This window comes from Aliirhizobium sp. YIM B11859 (assembly GCF_057163345.1).
In genome coordinates, this window is sequence record NZ_JBXHAY010000006.1 from 218,988 (window position 1) to 237,698 (window position 18,711).

The 18,711-nt window shown below is 58.2% G+C and carries 19 protein-coding genes and 2 pseudogenes; 14 read left to right on the forward strand and 7 right to left on the reverse strand.

Going from position 1 to position 18,711, the window contains the following annotated elements; translation table 11 throughout:
• Positions 1 to 480: 480 nt before the first annotated feature.
• Positions 481 to 1,314 carry an aldo/keto reductase gene (locus AC2GXZ_RS22475; protein ID WP_483761443.1) on the reverse strand — a complete coding sequence of 278 codons (834 nt, stop codon included), beginning with the start codon at positions 1,312 to 1,314 and terminating at the stop codon, positions 481 to 483.
• Positions 1,315 to 1,421: 107 nt separating this feature from the next.
• Between AC2GXZ_RS22475 and AC2GXZ_RS22480 the strand changes: the two genes are divergently transcribed.
• Together AC2GXZ_RS22480 and AC2GXZ_RS22485 are read left to right on the forward strand one after the other, a co-directional pair.
• Positions 1,422 to 2,342, forward strand: coding sequence for a LysR family transcriptional regulator (locus tag AC2GXZ_RS22480; RefSeq protein ID WP_483761444.1), 921 nt, complete (start codon positions 1,422 to 1,424; stop codon positions 2,340 to 2,342).
• 36 nt (positions 2,343 to 2,378) lie between these two features.
• Entirely contained in the window at positions 2,379 to 2,870 is a 492-nt protein-coding gene (locus AC2GXZ_RS22485; protein WP_483761445.1) for a GNAT family N-acetyltransferase, read from the forward strand.
• A gap of 37 nt (positions 2,871 to 2,907) precedes the next feature.
• Here AC2GXZ_RS22485 and AC2GXZ_RS22490 read toward each other — a convergent pair whose 3' ends face one another.
• Entirely contained in the window at positions 2,908 to 3,810 is a 903-nt protein-coding gene (locus AC2GXZ_RS22490; RefSeq protein WP_483761446.1) for a LysR family transcriptional regulator, read from the reverse strand.
• Positions 3,811 to 3,960: 150 nt separating this feature from the next.
• On the opposite strand from AC2GXZ_RS22490, the gene AC2GXZ_RS22495 reads away from it, so the two are divergent.
• Positions 3,961 to 5,058: an NADH:flavin oxidoreductase/NADH oxidase gene (locus tag AC2GXZ_RS22495; RefSeq protein ID WP_483761447.1), complete on the forward strand. Its 1,098-nt coding sequence runs from the start codon at positions 3,961 to 3,963 to the stop codon at positions 5,056 to 5,058.
• A gap of 108 nt (positions 5,059 to 5,166) precedes the next feature.
• Here AC2GXZ_RS22495 and AC2GXZ_RS22500 read toward each other — a convergent pair whose 3' ends face one another.
• Positions 5,167 to 5,958, reverse strand: coding sequence for an AraC family transcriptional regulator (locus AC2GXZ_RS22500; protein WP_483761448.1), 792 nt, complete (start codon positions 5,956 to 5,958; stop codon positions 5,167 to 5,169).
• 97 nt (positions 5,959 to 6,055) lie between these two features.
• Here AC2GXZ_RS22500 and AC2GXZ_RS22505 point away from each other — a divergent pair, with 97 nt between their 5' ends.
• Both AC2GXZ_RS22505 and AC2GXZ_RS22510 read left to right on the forward strand, forming a co-directional pair.
• Positions 6,056 to 6,973 carry a DMT family transporter gene (locus tag AC2GXZ_RS22505; protein ID WP_483761449.1) on the forward strand — a complete coding sequence of 306 codons (918 nt, stop codon included), beginning with the start codon at positions 6,056 to 6,058 and terminating at the stop codon, positions 6,971 to 6,973.
• A gap of 89 nt (positions 6,974 to 7,062) precedes the next feature.
• Positions 7,063 to 7,772 (forward strand): annotated as a pseudogene (locus AC2GXZ_RS22510) (SDR family NAD(P)-dependent oxidoreductase).
• Between the two features lie 276 nt (positions 7,773 to 8,048).
• Here AC2GXZ_RS22510 and AC2GXZ_RS22515 read toward each other — a convergent pair.
• The 3 genes from AC2GXZ_RS22515 to AC2GXZ_RS22525 all read right to left on the reverse strand — a co-directional run bounded on the left by AC2GXZ_RS22515 (position 8,049) and on the right by AC2GXZ_RS22525 (position 11,081).
• Positions 8,049 to 8,885, reverse strand: a complete 837-nt coding sequence (locus AC2GXZ_RS22515) for an alpha/beta fold hydrolase (RefSeq protein ID WP_483761622.1) — start codon at positions 8,883 to 8,885, stop codon at positions 8,049 to 8,051.
• A 343-nt stretch (positions 8,886 to 9,228) separates the two neighbouring features.
• A complete protein-coding gene (locus AC2GXZ_RS22520; protein WP_483761450.1) occupies positions 9,229 to 10,401 on the reverse strand; it encodes an FAD binding domain-containing protein in 1,173 nt (390 codons plus the stop codon).
• A 23-nt stretch (positions 10,402 to 10,424) separates the two neighbouring features.
• Positions 10,425 to 11,081, reverse strand: coding sequence for a DsbA family oxidoreductase (locus tag AC2GXZ_RS22525; protein ID WP_483761451.1), 657 nt, complete (start codon positions 11,079 to 11,081; stop codon positions 10,425 to 10,427).
• Positions 11,082 to 11,209: 128 nt separating this feature from the next.
• On the opposite strand from AC2GXZ_RS22525, the gene AC2GXZ_RS22530 reads away from it, so the two are divergent.
• Positions 11,210 to 12,202, forward strand: coding sequence for a LysR family transcriptional regulator (locus AC2GXZ_RS22530; protein ID WP_483761452.1), 993 nt, complete (start codon positions 11,210 to 11,212; stop codon positions 12,200 to 12,202).
• A gap of 3 nt (positions 12,203 to 12,205) precedes the next feature.
• A complete protein-coding gene (locus tag AC2GXZ_RS22535; protein ID WP_483761453.1) occupies positions 12,206 to 13,195 on the forward strand; it encodes a TIGR03571 family LLM class oxidoreductase in 990 nt (329 codons plus the stop codon).
• Between the two features lie 25 nt (positions 13,196 to 13,220).
• On the opposite strand, the gene AC2GXZ_RS22540 is transcribed toward AC2GXZ_RS22535, so the two are convergent.
• Entirely contained in the window at positions 13,221 to 13,466 is a 246-nt protein-coding gene (locus tag AC2GXZ_RS22540; protein ID WP_483761454.1) for a hypothetical protein, read from the reverse strand.
• 284 nt (positions 13,467 to 13,750) lie between these two features.
• Here AC2GXZ_RS22540 and AC2GXZ_RS22545 point away from each other — a divergent pair, with 284 nt between their 5' ends.
• The 7 genes and pseudogenes from AC2GXZ_RS22545 (at position 13,751) to AC2GXZ_RS22575 (ending at position 18,698) form a co-directional block, all read left to right on the forward strand.
• The gene (locus AC2GXZ_RS22545) at positions 13,751 to 14,560 is read left to right on the forward strand and encodes an alpha/beta hydrolase (protein WP_483761455.1); all 810 of its coding nucleotides are present in this window, start codon (positions 13,751 to 13,753) and stop codon (positions 14,558 to 14,560) included.
• Between the two features lie 620 nt (positions 14,561 to 15,180).
• Positions 15,181 to 15,390 carry a cold-shock protein gene (locus AC2GXZ_RS22550; protein WP_483761456.1) on the forward strand — a complete coding sequence of 70 codons (210 nt, stop codon included), beginning with the start codon at positions 15,181 to 15,183 and terminating at the stop codon, positions 15,388 to 15,390.
• Positions 15,391 to 15,523: 133 nt separating this feature from the next.
• The gene (locus AC2GXZ_RS22555; RefSeq protein ID WP_483761623.1) at positions 15,524 to 15,748 is read left to right on the forward strand and encodes a hypothetical protein; all 225 of its coding nucleotides are present in this window, start codon (positions 15,524 to 15,526) and stop codon (positions 15,746 to 15,748) included.
• A gap of 31 nt (positions 15,749 to 15,779) precedes the next feature.
• Positions 15,780 to 16,148, forward strand: a complete 369-nt coding sequence (locus AC2GXZ_RS22560; RefSeq protein ID WP_483761457.1) for a DUF6481 family protein — start codon at positions 15,780 to 15,782, stop codon at positions 16,146 to 16,148.
• A 131-nt stretch (positions 16,149 to 16,279) separates the two neighbouring features.
• A pseudogene (locus AC2GXZ_RS22565) lies at positions 16,280 to 16,600 on the forward strand (HipA domain-containing protein); the annotation flags it as partial.
• Positions 16,601 to 16,638: 38 nt separating this feature from the next.
• Positions 16,639 to 17,160: a DUF2569 family protein gene (locus AC2GXZ_RS22570; RefSeq protein ID WP_483761458.1), complete on the forward strand. Its 522-nt coding sequence runs from the start codon at positions 16,639 to 16,641 to the stop codon at positions 17,158 to 17,160.
• A gap of 434 nt (positions 17,161 to 17,594) precedes the next feature.
• Positions 17,595 to 18,698 (forward strand): LLM class flavin-dependent oxidoreductase, encoded by a 1,104-nt coding sequence (locus tag AC2GXZ_RS22575; protein ID WP_483761459.1) that lies wholly within the window; start codon positions 17,595 to 17,597, stop codon positions 18,696 to 18,698.
• Positions 18,699 to 18,711: the final 13 nt, after the last annotated feature.

An 18,711-nucleotide genomic window follows, 5' to 3' on the forward strand; every position in this document is an offset into this window, starting at 1 on the left:
TGGTCCGTCGATCTCCGACGACAGTAGCAGCCAGGGACGGCGTAGCGACCCAGCTCACAGTGTGCGACTGTTTGCGCGACAATCCTCCGAACATCCTCCTTGTCGGCCCGGCGGAGTGAGCCTGCGGTTTCGCAATCGGCCCAAATGTCGATGGTACCATGCTTGGCGCGAATGTCTCCTTCTGGCGGGAAGCGGAAGATGCAGGTGACCCTAAGCTGCCATCTTCCGCTTCGATGAGGCTATGCAGCATCCTTCCAAGTGTCCGAACGCTGCGGAACTATCAGTTCAATGACTCAGCTTGGCTATCCCGATGAACGCCAGTTCGATTCTCATCAAGACCTTGGAAATTTCCTCATCTGCTCGCCTCTGAGGGAATGACTCGACCTTAAGCAGGACGGCAGAGCGCGCGGCTTGGCGCAAACTGATCGATCCCCAAGGAAGGGACCGAGCCACAGCCCGATCCCATTTTGATCGTTGGTTTCAACGCGACCTAGCATTCCAATCTGGCGCAAAGGGCGGCTGCACATAACGCAGATCCTTTGGCAGAGCGGCAATCGCGGCCCTGTCCTCATCGTCCAGCTGAATGCTCAAGGCATCAAGGTTCGATCGCTGGCTTTCCGGCCGCTGCGCCTTCGGAATGGCGATCACGCCATCCTGATCAAGGAGCCAGGCAATCGCCACGTGCGCTTCAGAGTAGCCGTGTTTAAGCCCGATGCGCGCGAGCGTCTCGTCCGCTGCTGCTCGGCCTTGTGCCAGAGGCGCGTAGGCCGTCAGTGGAATGTTCCGATCACGGAGATACTGCAGCATCGCCGACTGATCGAGAAACGGATGATACTCGACCTGAAGGGCTGCGATCGGCGCGCCGATCACGTCGACGGCTTGTTGCATCATCGGGAGGTTGAAGTTGCACACCCCGATGGCGCGAGTGCGACCTTCCTCGTGCAGTGCAGTGAGGGTTTCGAGCACGGTCGCCATATCCATGGTCGCAGATGGCCAGTGGACCATATAGAGATCGACGTGGTCGAGCTTAAGCTTGCCGAGACTGGTATCGAATGCGCGGCGAATGCTATCTGCCGACCCCAGCTGGTCATGCCAGACCTTTGTGGTCAGAAAGATTTCCTCGCGAGGAAGAGCAGACGTCGATAAGGCGGCGCCGACAGCGTCCTCGTTCTCATACATGGCAGCGGTATCGATGTGACGATAGCCCAGCGCGAGTGCGCTCTCCACCACCGGCTGGCAGTCACCACCTGGCATACGAAAGGTGCCGAAGCCCAGACGCGGGATGTGGACGTTCTGTGTCTTGATCGTTTCCATGAGTATTCCGTTCTTCGTTTTCCGATGGTCGAAGCTAACCCAGTTCACTTGGTTGACGTTATCGCCGATATGTCTCTACATTCTGGATTTTTAATCCGGAGTGATCGATGCAATATGATGGGCGGCTCCTTTCCGGCGTGACGGTGCTCCAGGCGGTGGTCGAGGCCGGGTCAATGGCACGCGCGGCTGATGCACTCGGCCTGACTGCCTCGGGTGTTGGTCGAGCGATAACGCGGCTGGAAGAACGTATGGGCGTCAGACTATTGCAGCGCACAACCCGAACATTGTCTTTGACGGACGAAGGCCGGCGATTTTACGAGGAAGTCGGTCCATTGATCGATGGGCTCGAGCAGGCCGCCGTTAGGGCATCCGGGGCTGCCGCAGTTGTCCGAGGCCGTCTTAAGGTCAATATCGACCCGTTTTTCTCCCGGATCTTTCTGGCGGCGCACATCGCAGCTTTTTTCGAGCGGTATCCGGAGATAAAGCTCGAGCTCGTCATGCGTGACAATGTCGGTGATCTGGTCGCTGACGGCTTCGACCTGGCCATACGTTTCGGCGAGCCACCGCAGCGATCGCTGGTCGCCCGCAAGCTCATCGAGACCCGGGTGGTGACCGTAGCTTCGCCCGATTTCATCCGAAAGCATGGGCGCCCAAAGCATCCCTCTGATGTCTCGGCATTACCCTGCATCGAGTTTTACGACGCAGCGAATGGCCGGCCCTTCGAGTGGGAGTTCCGTAAAGGCAAGGAGGTCCTCACTGTGAACCCGCTATCACGCCTTCTGGTTGGGGACGTCGGGGCCATGCTCGACGCGTCCGAGGCGGGCGCCGGCATTGCGCAGATCATGAAGCTCGGATCTGGAAAGCTCCTGCATGATGGAAAACTCATCGACCTGTTTCCAGAATGGTCCGACGAATTGTTTCCACTCTACGTTCTTTATCCCTCGCGTCAGCATCGCGCTGCCAAGGTCAACGCCTTCATCGACTTCGTGACCGATAGATTGCGAGATGAACCGAGCGAAAGTGCGTAATCACCTTGTCGAGACCACAGGGAGGAGCCATAGGAAATGGCATCGCTGCGTACTTTGGAGAACGCCATGTTTGACGTCATCGAAGACGATTTATCAAATCCGCAGTCACAGGATCTGATCGTATTCCATCTTGCGGGCATGGCAGAAAATGTGCCGCCGGGTGCCACGTTTCTAGGCCTGGCTGAACTGAAGGTGCCCGAGGTGACCGTATTCAGCGCTTGGGAACACAATAAAATTGCCAGCGTTGGGGCGCTCAAGCAGCTGGGTGATGGAACGGGTGAGATCAAATCGATGCGGACGCATCCGGATTTTGCGGGCCGTGGCGCCGGCGCCGTGATCCTGAGGGCGATTATCGACGCGGGAAAGTCACGCGACTTGCGGCGCCTGAGCCTCGAAACAGGGAGTGGGCCGGCTTTCGAAGCAGCAATCCGGCTTTATCAGAAGTTCGGTTTCATAAAGGGAGAGGCTTATTCAACCCACACGCAGACCGAATTCAATCACTTCCTCCATCTCGATCTGGGGGATTGAGCATATAGCTTGATCGGGTGCTTGCTGGGGATCTGACCTATCCTGAATTGGCGGCCCTCTTGAGAGGAGAGTTCTCGACCATGAAGTCTATGAAGACGCGTAGCTTTGTCGGGACATGTCGGCCAGATGGCCACAAGACATGAAAGTCGCTTTTCGTCGCGGTGACATCTTGCAAAATGGCAATCAAAGCTCCCTGGGGGATTTGATCTACAACGGCAAAATTCGGAAAATACGACAACCCTGCTCCCTTCAACACGAAGGCAAGCTGAGCCGCGCTGGTGTTGCAGATGACACTCGTCGGGAGCTCTGGCACCTTTTCACCGCCGTCGCTCGTCGTGCGCCATGGTTCCAGCTTTCCCGTATGCCGGTTTCGTAGATGAACACATCGGTGGGTTGAGAGATCCGCGAGCGTCTGCGGCACACCATGGGCAGCAAGATAGGTGGGCGCCCCGACGATAACGGCCCCAAAAGATCCGAGTGGCCGTGCCGCCATCTGCGAATCTGTCAAATCCCCGCTGCGAATGACAGCATCAAAGCCTTCCTCGATGACGTCGACCTTTCTGTTGTCGAAATCCAGATCGAGTTCCACATCTGGATAGGCCAACTGGAACTCTGCAAGGACGGACAGAAACGGCTCGCCGATGAGCGGGAGGCTGATCCGCAGTCGCCCTCGAGGAAAGGCTGTGCCTTGTGCGATCTCCTGTTCCACGGCGTTGAACTCATGGAGTATCCGGCGAGCGCGATCGAGAAAGATATGGCCTTCGGTCGTCAGACCTACGCTGCGGGTGCTGCGATGGAACAGCCGAACACCGAGCTTTTCCTCCAGGCGCGAGATGCTTTTGCCAACGCCGGATGCGGAAATCCCGAGCTGTCGGCCCGCCGTCACAAAGCTTCGGGCCTCGGCAACGCTGACGAAAATCTGGATCGATACGGCATCCATATATCACACCTTTGAGGACGAAATGTCCGCAGTGAAGGGACATCGACCCCTCTTAACCACCCAATGCAATGACCATAAATGACCAGGAAGGCAATGGGCAGGCCTCCGGATGCGGTCAGGTCTGTCACAGTTTTCATGATTGGAGATCTTATGTCCGCATTGTTTTCGCAGTTCCGTCTGAAGGATGTCACACTGCGCAATCGTATCGTTGCGGCACCGATGTGCCAGTATTCCGCCGACGATGGCATGGCCAATGACTGGCACATTGCTCATCTGACCGAACTGGCGCGGGGCGGTTCTGGTCTGGTGACGGTCGAAGCGACCGCTGTCTCGCCGGAAGGGCGGATTACACCCGGCGATACTGGGCTTTGGAATGACGAGCAAGCAATTGCCTTTGCGCCCATCGCAAAAGCAATCAAGCTCGTCGGCGCCGTACCCGGAATACAGATCGGGCATGCGGGCCGCAGGGCAAGTGCCAATCGTCCTTGGGAAGGTGATGACCACATCTTCGACGAACGAGGTTGGGAGACGATCGCGCCTTCCGCGGTCCCGTATGACGAGCGTCAACTCTCGAAAGTCCCAAGGGCGATGACGACAGAGGATATTCGGCTGGTCCAGCAGGATTTTGTGTCGGCTGCAAAACGGGCATTGGAGGCGGGCTTCGAATGGCTCGAGCTTCACTTCGGACACGGGTTTTTGGCGCAGAGCTTCTTCTCGACCTATTCCAACCTTCGCGACGATCAGTACGGTGGGTCCTTCGACAACCGCGCCCGGTTCCTTCTGGAGACCCTGTCGGCCGTGCGTGATGTCTGGCCCGAAAAATACCCGCTCACGATGCGCTTTGGGGTCATCGAATATGATGGCCGCGACGACGAAACGCTTGAGGAAGCGATCATGTTAACAAAAAAGTTCAAGACGGCAGGCCTTGATCTGATGAGCGTCAGCATGGGCTTTTCCAAATCGGACGCACAAATCCCTTGGGGACCGGCTTTTCTGGCGCCGGTGGCAGCGCGGGTCCGAAACGAAGTGGATATCCCAGTCGCGACAGGCTGGGGCATGGGGACGCCGGAACTCGCAGATCGAGCAGTCCGCGAGGGCCAGGCCGATCTGGTCAAGGTCGGAAGAGCTCTCCTCGCAAACCCGCATTGGCCGTTTGTGGCTGCAACAGCGCTTGGAGAGGATAGGCCGTCATGGGTTCTGCCGGCACCCTATGCGCATTGGCTGGAGCGCTACAGTCTGCAGGGGTGAAGAACGCTGGATAGGGGGCAAATGCCCCCTCGATGACCGGCTAACTTCAAGGGCAACCGTGAACTGCGCCGCGTACTCGATTTTGCCTGGTCAAATGTCCAGCTTCAATCAAGAGCTTTCAGCCTCAAACGGCCGATCTGCTGTGGACCGCATATTTGTCGGGCTTGTCCCTGTCTGGCGCCGGAACATCGCGATGAACGCCGAGGGGCTGTTATATCCGAGTATCTTCGCGATTAGCTGGACCGATTTGCCGTCCTCGATCAACGACAGCGAGGCGACCAACTTCAGTCGTTGACGCCATTCGTTGAACGATATTCCAAGTTGCCCCTGAAAACGGCGCGACAAGGTCTTTTCCGTGGTCTGCAAGGACCTTGCCCATTCCGAAAGCGAGCGGCGGTCACTCGGGTCGGCCTGCAGCGCGTCGATGACCGGTTGCAGCAGATCGTCGTCCGAGACGGGCAGAAAGCTCTCGCGCCTTGGCGCCTTTTGCAATTGGTCGACCAGCACAAGTGCAAGCCGTTGGTCCGCTTCTGTCTCGGGGACCGTGATGCGACGCTCGGCAAAATCGGCGAGGATCGCCTTGATCAGCGGGCTGAGCTCTAGCGTGCAGGCCATTTCGGGCATGCCAGCGCAGAGGTCGCGATCGATATAGATCGAGACGAACTTGACGTTTTCGCGGTTGTGGCAGGCATGCAGCGCGTCGGCGGGAATCCAAGTCGCGTAATGCGGCGGACACAGAAAGCGCCGTCCCTCCACCTTCGCCTCCATCACTCCGGTCACAGCATAACCGACCTTGCACCACGGCTGCCTTTTCTCCTCGAAGACCGCCCCGGCTCCATAGAACTCCGTCCGAAAGGACAGGGGCGCAGGCTTCTCGCCGGCGGCAATTGAGGTCTTCATGTTTCGTCCGATCGCCGCATCTGAGTGTCGTTTTATCGCTATATAATGATAAAGGGACATTTGCTAGGCAGGAGCCGATATGAACAAGGAGGCTCTGATGCCTGTCAAATATCTGCTTTTCTCGCTGCTGGCGGTTCTGATCTGGGTGGGAAATACCATCGTCAGCAAGCTGGCCGCGGGTGCCATTGCGCCCGGCACCATCGCTTTCGAACGCTGGTTCATCGCCTTCGTCATCCTGACACCGCTGATCTTTCGGGATGCCTGGCTCCACCGCCGGACGATCGCGGCTCACTTGCCAAAACTCATCCTCCTCGGCCTGCTGGGCATGGCTGCGTGCCAGGGGCTCGGATATTACGCCGCGGGTTTCACCACTGCCACCAACATGGCGATCATGCTCTCGCTCGTGCCGCTGCTAACGCTGATTCTCAGCGCAGTTTTCCTTGGTGAACGGCCGACCAGCCTGGCGATGCTTGGCGGTGTCGTTTCCCTGTCCGGCATCTTTGTCGTTCTTGGCCAGGGTGTTCCGTCCCGCCTCCTGTCTCAGGGTGTGGGACGCGGCGATGTTATGATGCTTGTCGCGGTGCTGGCTTATGCGGGCTATGGCATTCTTCTTCGGCGCTGGGCCATTCCGCTCGCCACCTGGACGTCGATTTATGTGCAGATCGGCGCGGCGGTCGTGCTGCTCTTACCGACCTATCTGTTGTCGGGTCCATCCACCTTCAACCTGCCGAATAGCGCGATGGTGCTTTATGCGGCGATCCCCGGATCGATCCTTGCGCCCTTCGTCTGGATGTCGGCGGTAAAGCATCTGGGTGCTGCCCGCACGGCAATCTTCATGAACCTGATCCCGATTGCCACCGCCGTGGTCGCCGCCATCTTTCTTGGCGAGGCCTTGCACCTGTACCACGTCATTGGCGGCGGAATGACGGTGGCAGGGATCCTCCTCGTTCAGCGACAATCTGGCAGCAAAACAAAACCCATCAAAGAGCGGCAGCAGGATAGCAAAGTCGCGTAAGAGGCCCCAGCTTGATCAGGTTGCGGGCCAAGGAGAAGAGCAGATTCCGAGCGGGTTCAAGGCGCTCGGGCGCCAATGATCAATGGTTCGTGTATGAGCCTGAGCGCAGAATTGAGACGATGAGTGTCTCGTCAATCATCACTTACAACAGCCGGCAGGACGAAGCTGAAAGGTCGTCACGGCCGCGCGGGAAGCGGGCGCGCTTGCAGTGGCATTGCAATTGAATGTTGGACAGGCAGATGCATTTGACGGCTTTGTCACCCAGGTTCGCGATGCCTTGTCGTCGCTCGGCGCTAGCAGGTTTGACTATCTCGTCAACAACGCGGGAACCTCATCGACAGCGACGCTGCAAAACGGGACCGAAGCAGAATTGGACGAGCAGCTTGCCGTCCACTTCAAGGGCCCCTTTCTGCTGACGCAGAAGCTTCTGCCGCTGATGAACGATGGTGGTCGCATCGTGAATATCTCATCCGGACTTGCGAGGTTCTCATTTCCAGGCCGGACAATCTATGGACTGATGAAGGCAGCCGTGGAGGCACTGACCCGGTACATGGCGATGGAACTGGGCGCGCGTCGTATCGCAGTGAACGTTGTCGCCCCAGGCGCCATAGCCACCGACTTCAGTGGCGGGATCGTGCGCGACAACCCGGAAGTGGCAAGGACCTTAGCATCGCATACTGCGCTTGGTCGGGTAGGTGGACCTGAAGATGTTGGTCCGGTAATCACCGGCCTTCTCTCCAACAGTTTCGGCTGGGTCAATGGCCAGCGGATCGAGGTCGCCGGCGGGATTCACATCTGATCGGCGTTGTCGTCCGGGTCGTGCTTGGCGCGGCCCGGCTGCCAACCGCTCCTTGCGGTATGCCTTGCCGGGCTTCGCTAGCCGGCGCAGATAAGGACAGCGTTTGAAAGCCCGTCGCAGGAGCGTTTGATTGAGAGCGCCAATATGAGATACACGACGCTATCCACGTATTTTCAGTGCTTTGGTGTCGACTGCTTTACAGGTCGTGTGTCCAGCTCCCGTCAAGAGCAGTAGGGCGCCTGCCATGAGGCATGGCGCCCCCTTTTGCACCGCTCGTCAAGCCTTGATGAAAGCCAGCAGATCCGGGTTGATCACGTCGGCATGGGTGGTGAGCATGCCATGGGGATAGCCCGGATAGACCTTCAGCGTGCCATCCTTAACGAGCTTAACCGAGAGCCGGCCGGCGTCGTCGATCGGGACGATCTGGTCGTCATCGCCATGCATGACGAGCGTCGGAACGGTGATCGCCTTCAGGTCTTCCGTCTGGTCGGTTTCGGAGAAGGCCTTGATCCCCTCGTAGTGCGCCTTGGCGCTGCCGATCATGCCCTGGCGCCACCAATTCTGGATTACGCCCTGAGAGATCTTGGCGCCGTCGCGGTTGAAGCCGTAGAACGGGCCGGTGGGAAGGTCGAGGAAGAATTGGGCGCGATTTGCGGCAAGAGCGGCGCGAAGTCCGTCAAAAACTTCGATCGGCAGGCCGCCCGGATTGGAGGCGGTCTTGAGCATTATCGGCGGAACGGCGGAGACGAGAACCGCCTTGGCGACACGCCCCGACGGCTGGCCGTGCTTTGCGACATAACGCGCGACTTCGCCGCCGCCGGTGGAGTGACCGATATGGACGACATTCTTGAGGTTCAGATGCTCGACGACGGCAAAGGCGTCGGCGGCATAGTGGTCCATATCATGGCCTTCGGAAACCTGGGCCGAACGGCCGTGTCCTCGGCGGTCATGAGCAACGACGCGGTAACCCTTGGAGAGGAAATAGAGCATCTGGGCGTCCCAGTCGTCCGACGACAGCGGCCAGCCGTGGTGGAACATAATCGGCTGGGCATCCTTCGGGCCCCAGTCCTTGTAGAAGATTTCGACGCCGTCTTTGGTGGTTACGTATGCCATGGTCTTGTTTCCTTCAGTGGGGTGCTTGGTGGTTGCGGCTTCGGCCGTGATTGTGAACGGGGTGGGGAGGGCGAGGCTTGTCGCGGCTGCCGCGCCACTAAGGAGCGCGTTGCGGCGGGTGAGGGGTAAGGTTCTATCGCTCATTGCTTTTGTCCTGTGGCTCTGCGTCCGCATGTTCGGAGAACGCAGGTGAAATCGTTCCGGTGAAAACATAGTGGACCGAAATGGAGCGAATAAGAATTGGCATTATTTTCGCCAATCCATTGCGGTAATCGCAACAATTGACGTGTTGCCGAGATTTTCGCTGGCAGCTTCATTCCCGCCGCCTGAGGCGGGAAACAGACTAGCCGACGCGGCCAAGCGAAGTCTTGTGAAACAGCAAATAGTCGCCGGCCTCTTTTCCTTGCCTTTCGAGATATTTGCCGAACATGACCTGCGGCAGTTCCCATCTGGCCAATGCGGAGGGAATGTCTTCGGGCGAGGCCTGCAACTCGTCGACGAGCGCGATGGCATTGGCGGCGGCCTTCGATGTGCTGGCGGCGGTATGTGGTCTCGGGATCGAAGCGGCATCCCCCAGTATCACGACACGGCCCGTCGCGATCTGATCCGAGGCAAGGTCACGAATGGCCTGCGCAAAGGGCTGTGTGGTGGCTTTGACGATCTCGCGAAAACCTGATGGAAGGAGGTTATCGGCATCGCGATGGATATGGTCGATCCAGCGCTCGGCGAGCTGTCCTTCGGGCACGGCGTAACCGCGCTGCAGGCCCTGGCGGTCAGTCATCACCTCGGTGAGCATGTGGTCGTCGACCACCCGGTACCAGACCCAGTTATAGATGCGTCGGCCGGGTTCGGTATCGCCGTTTTCGCCCGGCACCAGATAGCCAAGAATGTGCGAGCCGCGATTGTTGGCGAAGCCGAAATCGCCGTGCAGCATCTCGCGCGAGATCAGTGGCATGTCGTTTTCGGCAACAAGGCCACGCCAGGCGAGATAGCCGGCATAGGTCGGCTGCATTTCCGGCCAGAACTGGCGGCGCACGGTTGAATTGCCGCCATCTGCACCGATGAGAAGATTGCCGGTTTCCTCCGAGCCGTCATCGAAGATGGCGGTCACGGTTCCGGCCGCCTCGTCCTGTATGATATGTGCCAGCGTCTTCGACTGGTGGTAATGATCGGCCCCGAAGCTGGCCTTGAGCGTGGTGTAGATCAGTGACCAGGAGGTCTGGATCTGCGGCGCGATCTGCTTGGACTGGATGGAGCCGTCCGGACGAAACACCGTGCGGTGCCGGGACCGGACGCCGAGCGGCATATGGGCCGTGTCGATGCCCGCGCGGCGAAAGACTTCGACTACGTCGGGCTGGAGCACGATACCGCCACCGCGACTGTCGAGATCACGGGCTGAGCGTTCGAAGATGTCGACGTCCCAGCCGATACTGCGCAGCATGTTGCCGGCGAACAGTCCGCCGAGTGAACCGCCGATGACCAGGGCACGGGGTTTCGAAGAGGATGTCATTGTCATGGTTCTAGCTCCTGATCGCTGTTTCACGCTGCCGAAGAGGGCACTTGCCGGGCCGCCGCGCGGATGATGGCCTGCCGGAATACGTCGACGGACTGTGCTCCGGATATGACGATCCCATCGATGTCGAAATGAGGAACGCCCTGGACCTCACCGCTTTCATAAGCGGCCTGTTCCGCAGCGCGGACCTCGTTCGCGCCCTCATCCGTTGCGAGAAAATCGGCGATTGCTTCGCGGCTCAATCCGATATCGGACGCGACGTCGGCGAGAACGTCTAAGGAGCCGATGTCACGGCCTTCGGCAAAATAGGCTTTCAGCGCCGCCTCGATGAAGTTCCGTTGCTTGCCGTAGCGCGCTGAAAACCATGCGAGGCGATGGGCAAGAAAAGTGTTGGGCGTTTTCTCCATGCGGTCATAAGCGAAGGTGGCGCCATCGGCACGGCCAGTATCGACGGTGTGGGCATCCATGGCCTGGGAGCGCTGCCAGCTGCCGAACTTGGCGGAGCGGTATGCTTTCCGGTCGACGCCTTCAGCCGGCATGGTCGGATTGAGTTCGTAGGGTGTGAATTCGACGGCGACATCGACGCCGACGGGCAGCGAGGCGATCGCCGCAGCAAGCCGCCTCTCGCCGATATAGCACCAGGGGCAGATGAAGTCGGATGCGACCTTGATCGAAATGGTCATGGGAAGGCTCCTTTTGATCTCTAGAACATCTCTGTCGTCTTTCTGTGGGAGAATATGATCCTGTCTCACGGGATTGATAATCAGGTTTTTTTGGGTAAGTTTGTTGCGTCATACGCAACGAGGATGGCATGGATATATTTGCATCGATGAAAGCCTTCGTTGCTGTTGCGGATGAGGGTGGCTTTGCAGGGGCTGCCCGCAAGGCGGGGCTTGCAACATCGTCGGTAACGCGCCAGGTCGATGCCCTGGAAGCCCATCTGGGCGTCGCTTTGTTCAATCGTTCGACTCGCAACGTCACATTGACGCCGGCAGGGGAGACCTATCTGGAACAGGCCGTCCATATCCTGTCAGATCTAACTGCTGCCAATCGCAGCGTCAGCGAACGCGATGGTCCGCCGCGTGGGCGTCTGCGGGTCAGCCTGCCTGTCGCCTTTGCAAGGCTGCATGTGGCGCCTTTCCTCTCGGTGTTCCTAGAACAATGCCCGGAGATCGAACTGGAACTGATGATGACGGATTGTGTCGTGAATCTGGTCGAGGACCGGATCGATGTTGCCATCCGGCTCGGCAGTCTAGATTCCTCGCGCCTGATCGCTCGACGGCTTGCACCGCATCGACGGGTCATCTGCGCCAGCCCTGCCTACCTTGATCGATATGGAATTCCGTCCCTGCCAGCCGAGCTCGGCAACCACAATTGTCTGACGTTCTCCTATGCCGCGGGGGACAGGACCTGGCTATTGCGGCGACAAGACCGCAGCGAGCAGGTTCGTGTCCGGGGAAACCTGCGCGCCAATCATTCCGAAACTATCGTCCAAGCGGCGATCGACGGGGTGGGTGTGATCCTGATGCCGACATGGCTCGTCGGCCGGGATTTGGCCGAAGGGCGGCTGTCTCAGGTGCTTGGCGACTGGGAGGCCGATGCTGCCGCGGGAAAAAGTCAGACAAACCACGTGAGCGGCATTCACGCCGTCTATCTGCCGGACAAGAAGTCCTCCAGGAAGGTGCAGACCTTTCTCGACTTCCTGATCGGCCGGTTCGGTTCTCCACCCTATTGGGAAAAGGGGTACGGTGTGATGGAGGATACAGCTTTACCTAGCTCCCCACCGAAGTTGAAAAAGGGATGAGGCATGGATCACCGCCAGCACGATCTCTCCCCCTACGACAGCCACGCCGAAGTGCAGGCTTCATCGGCCTTCACGCGGGTCTTTCGGGCGGGCCGGCTCAGCGTCGGCCTGGTTCTGCCGTTGACGCAGACGCGCGGCGGCGACACGCAAGTCGAGGAACAGCTGTCGCTGGCAGAGCTCGCCGATCATCTCGGTTTTGACGCACTGTGGGTCCGGGATGTGCCCCTCAACAGTCGCGACTATCCCGATCCACAGGGCCACCTCGACCCCTGGATCTTTCTCGGCGCACTCGCAGCCCGAACGCGGCGCATCATCCTGGGAAGTGCTGCGATCGTGGCGCCGGTGCGCCATCCGCTGCACATCGCCAAAGCCGCACTTTCGGCGGACCTCGTGTCGGGCGGACGTTTCATTCTCGGCCTGGGATCGGGTGATCGGTTGCCGGAATTTGCGGCCTTCGGGCAGGACCCAAGCAATCGCGATCGGGCGTTCCGTGAGAAATGGGCGCGCGTGGCGGCGGCGGTTGCCGTGCCGCAAACGGTGATGACGGACACAGCCGATGCGGCCGCGCCGGCCTTCGAACTCCGCCCGCAGCCATTCGATGGTCCGATCCCGATGGTGGCGATCGGCTCGTCGCATCAGTCGCTCGGCTGGATCGCCCGTAACGCCCTTGGCTGGGTAACCTATTATCGTCCCCACGAAGTCCAGAAAGATCGTTTTGCGTTGTGGCATCAGGCAACCGAACGATTGGAGGCAGGAGGTTTCGCGGTTTGGGACAGTCCTTCCAGCTGGAACTTCTTGAAAGCCGGACCATCTGCAAGCCCGCTGCCACTGGGCCTGCGACTTGGCAGTGCGGACCTGATCATTGAACTGCAACGTCTGCACGGGCTTGGCGCCCATCACGTGCTGCTCAATCTCAACGGTACAGAGCGTCCGGTAAGCGAGATGATGGCTCAGCTTTCTGAGGATGTGTTGCGTGTTGTTCGGGATTGGTGAATTTAGCACGTCGTTGGCTAGGCCGTTAGAATTGCGGGTCGTTGGTTCGAATCTTATCAAGCGCGACGAAAGCCCCGTGCCTACCCGGCGCATCAAAGTTAAAATCTGTTTCGGCTTTTCGAGCATGACGTGGGGCGAACAGGTCCAGGTTGATAGACTTGTTGTGGTGAGGCAACACGGTTGAATATTGTTCGTCTTCCGATTCTCCAGCTCTTCCGGGAATGTCGATTGGGACTAAGTTCCCGCCACCCGAGTCAAGAGTTCCTTCCATTGCGCATCACCTTTCTTATTCTCATTGCCATTTCGGCGCTTTCCTCATGTGCCCGACCGGGACCTGAGACCCTGATAGTCGTCTCTCCTGTTGACCAGGCGACGCGTGTCGCAATCCTCCTCGCGACCGATCGTGTTCCCGATGACAGCAGAAGCGGGGCTTTCACCGCTGGGAGAGATAATCGAGTAAGATACTCCGAAGTCACCATCTCGATCCCCCCAACACATCGGCCGTCCAAGATCGAGTGGCCAGTCTCCAAGCCCGATCCGCGGACATCCTTCGCGGTGATCGGCCGACGTGACCTGACGGCTGGGGAGTTTGTAACGCTTGCGCGGGGAACGGCCAGGTCACCCGTCTACGGTCACGCCGGAATCTTTGTTCATGGCTACAACTACAGCCATCAGGAGGCGCTTTTCCGGCTGGCCCAGATGGCTGCAGACTCGAAGGTCCAGGAGCGGGCCATTCTCTTCGACTGGCCGTCGCAGGCAGAGGTGACAGGATATGTCGCCGACAAGGATTCAGCCGCCTTCGCGCGGGACGATTTTGCTCAGGTCCTCTCCGATCTTTCGGCTGCCGGCGTGCGCCCCACGGTCATGGCGCACAGCATGGGTGCATGGTTGGCGGTCGAGTCGATCCGGCAGTTGTCGCTGATGGGGAAGAGGGACGTCGTCCGGTCAATCGATCAGCTCGTTCTCGCAGCACCTGACATAGACATTGATCTTTTGCGCAAGCAGTTATCGGTGACAGACAGGCTTTCCAAGCCGATTGTCTTGCTGGCGTCGAAGGACGATATCGCGCTTGCCCTCTCCAAACGACTTGCAGGCTCTGCCGCAACTGCGGGCTCCCTGGATATCGATGATCCAAGAACGCGAGAACTCGCCATCGAGGAAAATCTCGATATCGTCGACATCTCGAAAATCCCGTCACTGAACGGCACCAACCATGATCGGTTTGCATCGCTGGCAGCGGTCTATCCACGACTGCGGCAAGGGTTCTCCAACCCGGTGGCGGGAACAGGCGCCATCGTGCTGAACGGGGTGGGCGGCGCGATCTCGGCACCGTTCAGGTTCGGGAGTGCAATCCTTGCGCAGTGACGCATCCTTTGGGGATTTGGCCGGATCGGTTGAGCTTTACACCCACGGCTCGTTCGACAAGGGATTTGGTGGAGGATGGGCTCCGTTGTTATGGAGAGCAAAGCACAAATCCACGAAGGATGCGGGCAGCTACCGTAAGGAGCTCGTTAAGAAAGCCGAAAAGAGCATTGGCGCAGCTTAGACGAGATATGACGCAGAAGATGAAAGACCGCCACCTTCGCGCTTCCAACTCTGGTATGGGTGGGAACTACCCCTCTACTTGGATCGCTGCTCGCTCGGCATTCTGGGCAAGCTCGACCAGATCGTTTGCCTCGACACTCCGATCGGGAAGGCGGCGCGAAGCTTGAGGATCTGGGCGTTGATGTCGTCGATCTGAGCTTTTTCAAAGGCTTGATATGGCGCAATAGAGTAGGGCCCCAATAGGCCTTCTGAACCAAAGGTTGACTTTCGTGCCACTCGCCTCTATTTGTGGTTTATCGATATTTTGCTTGCTGAGCTTTGGTTACCGCGCGATTAGTACCGTGCTTTGAACGAACCTTCCTTTCAAAAACATCGCTATTTCCATCTGCGTGGCACCTGTTGCGCGGTCGATCAAACATGCTTTGAAAGGGTTCATCATCATGACCACAGGCACAGTAAAATGGTTTAACTCCACCAAGGGTTTTGGCTTCATCGCGCCTGATAATGGCGGCGCTGATGCGTTCGTCCACATATCGGCGGTCGAACGTGCTGGAATGCGCGAAATCGTCGAAGGCCAGAAGCTTGGTTACGAACTCGAGCGCGACGTAAAGTCGGGCAAGATGTCGGCTTGCAATTTGCAGGCTGCCTGAACCAACCGGGTATCTGCTTTTCGTTGACCACGGATGTACTGGCACTGTCGAGAGCATGATACCCAACAAGGTCAGGCAGTCTGCCTGGCCTTTTTTGTTGCCGCTACATTCTGGCGGCCTGAACTGGAACCCCATGTCACAGATACACAGCAAATCTCGCCAGCAGGCCGAGATCGCCTTCGGCGATGCTCAAACACAGTTCTTCGCGCGCAACAGCGCTGTCGAAGAGCTCGACTCTCTCGTTCGTGCCCGCGAGGAAAAGACACTGCGGCTTCGCGAAGCACGGCTGGCAAAAGAAGTGCACGACCGCACGACAGCAACTGCCTCACTTCTCGCCAAGCGCGCGAAAACCGGCTGATTTTTTCCCCAATCCACCCAAGGACAAACATTTGAAGAACGCTAGAAACGATGAACTCACCGATCGCCGCGCCGCAGCAGCCGGGGCAAAGGCTGCTCTCCTGAATGCCTATCGCAGTGCAAAGACCAGATCCGAGCCAACCAATGTGGCAAGGCGGGCGGAACGTATGGCCGTCGTTGCTGCCAGGGAAGAGCGTCGCCTTGAGCGCGAACGGGTAAAACTTACGGAGGCGGCGCGCCTGGTGGCCGAGGAAGCCGAGAAGCTGGAAGCCGCAGCCGCCGAGGCTGACGCACGCGATACACGCGAAAAAAGCATCATCGCACGGGTGATCGAGGATGAAGCGGCGCGAAAGGCTGAGCGCGATCGGCGCTATGCCAGTCGCAAAGCACGACAGGCCTAGGCTCTTGGATCGGCCACACGCGTGACCGATCCAACACTCAAGACTGGTCGACGCCGCACTGCGTGTAAGCGACCACGGGAGCTTTATCTGGGGTGATCTGGATTTAAAATCCGTGGCCCGCGATCTCGAGACTGCTTTATGCCAATCTTGCTTTGGCAGAAGCGATCGGCATGGAGGTGCCGGAACGGGAATTTGTCGAGCAATCGGAGTTCGAAGGAATTCCAAAAGAGTTCGAGACCCTGTCGGACGGCAAAGTCCTGCTCGTCAAACGCTTTGATCGTAATCTTGGCGGCCAGCGGATCCATATCGAAGATTTCGCGCAGGTGTTTGGCATCTATCCTTCCCGTAAACACGAAGGAGCCGCCTATCATGATATCGCTGCGGCTTTGAGCGTTGCCATTTCGTCAGACGCCGCGCTCGAGTTCGTACGCCGACTGGCTCTGTTGGCTGTCAGGTATGTTTCGGAGGGCTAAATGGGTTCGCTTTCAGTATGGCACTGGGCAGTTTTGCTCTTGGTGGTAGTGGTTATTGGGCTGCTCATACGGAAGGTCAGGAGTATTCCAAATCTGTAGACAGCCAAGAGATTTCGGGCTTTGGCGGCTGGCTGATTTTGCTGGCGTTTATCCAGACCATCGCGCCGCTCCGGACACTTGCCGCGTTTGTAAAGGGCGCCGAGGGGTATCCAGCGGCTGCAGCGTTTCCAGGTGGGCCTGTAGCGGTCGGTGGAGAAATCATACTCTCTGTGGCACTAATCTTATTGCAAGTTACCACGCTTACCTTGATGTACCGCAAGTCCCGGGCCTTCCCGCGCTTTTTCATGTGGCAATGCCTCGCGCTGGTAGGCTACGTCATCTTGGATTGGGGATTGGTCTCGACTTCCTTGGCTATCCCGCTTGATCAAGTGGTCGGGCCTGACGATTTGAGAACCCTGTTGGCGGCCATCGAGGGGTCTGTGATCTGGATAATTTACGTCAACAAATCTGTCAGGGTCCGAAACACTTTTGTTCGATAAGGTTAAGCTCCGGCCGCATAGCCGCTACGTGCAGCACATCGCTGCCGGAGTTCGGGTTCAAACGCCAATCACCAATCTCCGTCGAACCTATCCGGATTCGGTCTTGACTTTCATCGAACCGTGATACGCGCATGGTTTCCGCGACGATAGCATTGCGTCTTTCCGCCATTGTGTAAAAGCCATCATCTCCTGATTTTGCCAACAAACGTAGATACTTAAGTGGCAAGTGCGATCAATGCACTGGAGTCAAAAAGAGACGGTGTGAACAGATTTCGCCTCAAAAATGGGCTGCATTATCAGCTGCACAGATAAGTATCACTTAATCATGGATGCCATCGTTAGTTTGGCTGTTCGGTTCGGAAGATTTTACCGTTTGTCGTTCACACCCCGCCGCTGAATGATGATTGTCAATTGAGCTCAGCAGGACGGGACGCATGAAGTTCGGCATTTTCAACTTGATGACCAACAGAGACCATGCTGATGGGATCGCCGGTGTTCTCGCTGATACAAAAGCGATCGTACAACTGGCCGACCAGCTTGGTTTCGATATCGCCTGGTTCGCCGAGCATCATTTCACCAATTATTCGCTCAGTGTATCTCCGATGATGATGGCCTCCCAGCTGTCGGGCATTACCAAGACAATAAAACTCGGGCCTTGCGTCATCGTCCTTCCCTTGCACAATCCTTTGCGCATTGCCCAGGAAATCGCGCTTCTGGATCAGCAGACCGGTGGTCGAGCCGTGCTCGGGCTTGGCAGCGGCTACCAGGAATATGAATTCGTGCGCTACGGCGTCGAGACCGCCAGGAAGAACGAGGTCTTCCTGGAATATTGGACCGTGCTGCGCGATGCCCTGGAGCTGGGGCATGTCAAATTCTCCGGCAAATACATCCAGGTGCCGGATACGGCCTTCGCCATGCGGCCGCTGCAGAAGCCGATGCCGCCGCTTTATCTGACGTCGATGGATCCGGCACTGCTGGCCGAGCTTGCGCCCTACGACGTGACACCATTCATCGCCGGCGGACTGAAGGGACAGACCCCGGTCATGGTGGCTGCACGCGACAAGGCTCTCGGCTCCTGGACCAAGGCCGGCCTCGATGCGCAGGCCATGCCGGTCGCGATGATGCAGTATATCCACATTACCGACAGCAAAAGCGAAGCGCTGGATACGGCTGAGCGGGCCCAATCCTATTACCGGATGTTCAATTCGCTGCGGGTATCGGCACTCGATCTCAACGGATCGTCGCTCGCATCGAAGCCACTGCCGAGCGAACCGACGCTCGAGCAGTTCGAGCAGAATCTGGTGATGGGCGATCCGCATGCGGTTGCCGAGCGGATGGTCGAGGAAATCAGGCAGGTCGACCCGATCCATTACAATTGCTTCTTCCAGTTCGGCGGGATGCCGGCCGGCCGGGTGATGAAAACAATGGAACGTTTCATCGGTGAAGTCGTGCCGCTGGTCGAGCGCGAGGTCGGGCCGCTTTCGGATATCGGCCATCGGTCGACAGCAAATCACATCGCCGCAAGGGCGCAGGTCTGACCCCTTTTCGAAC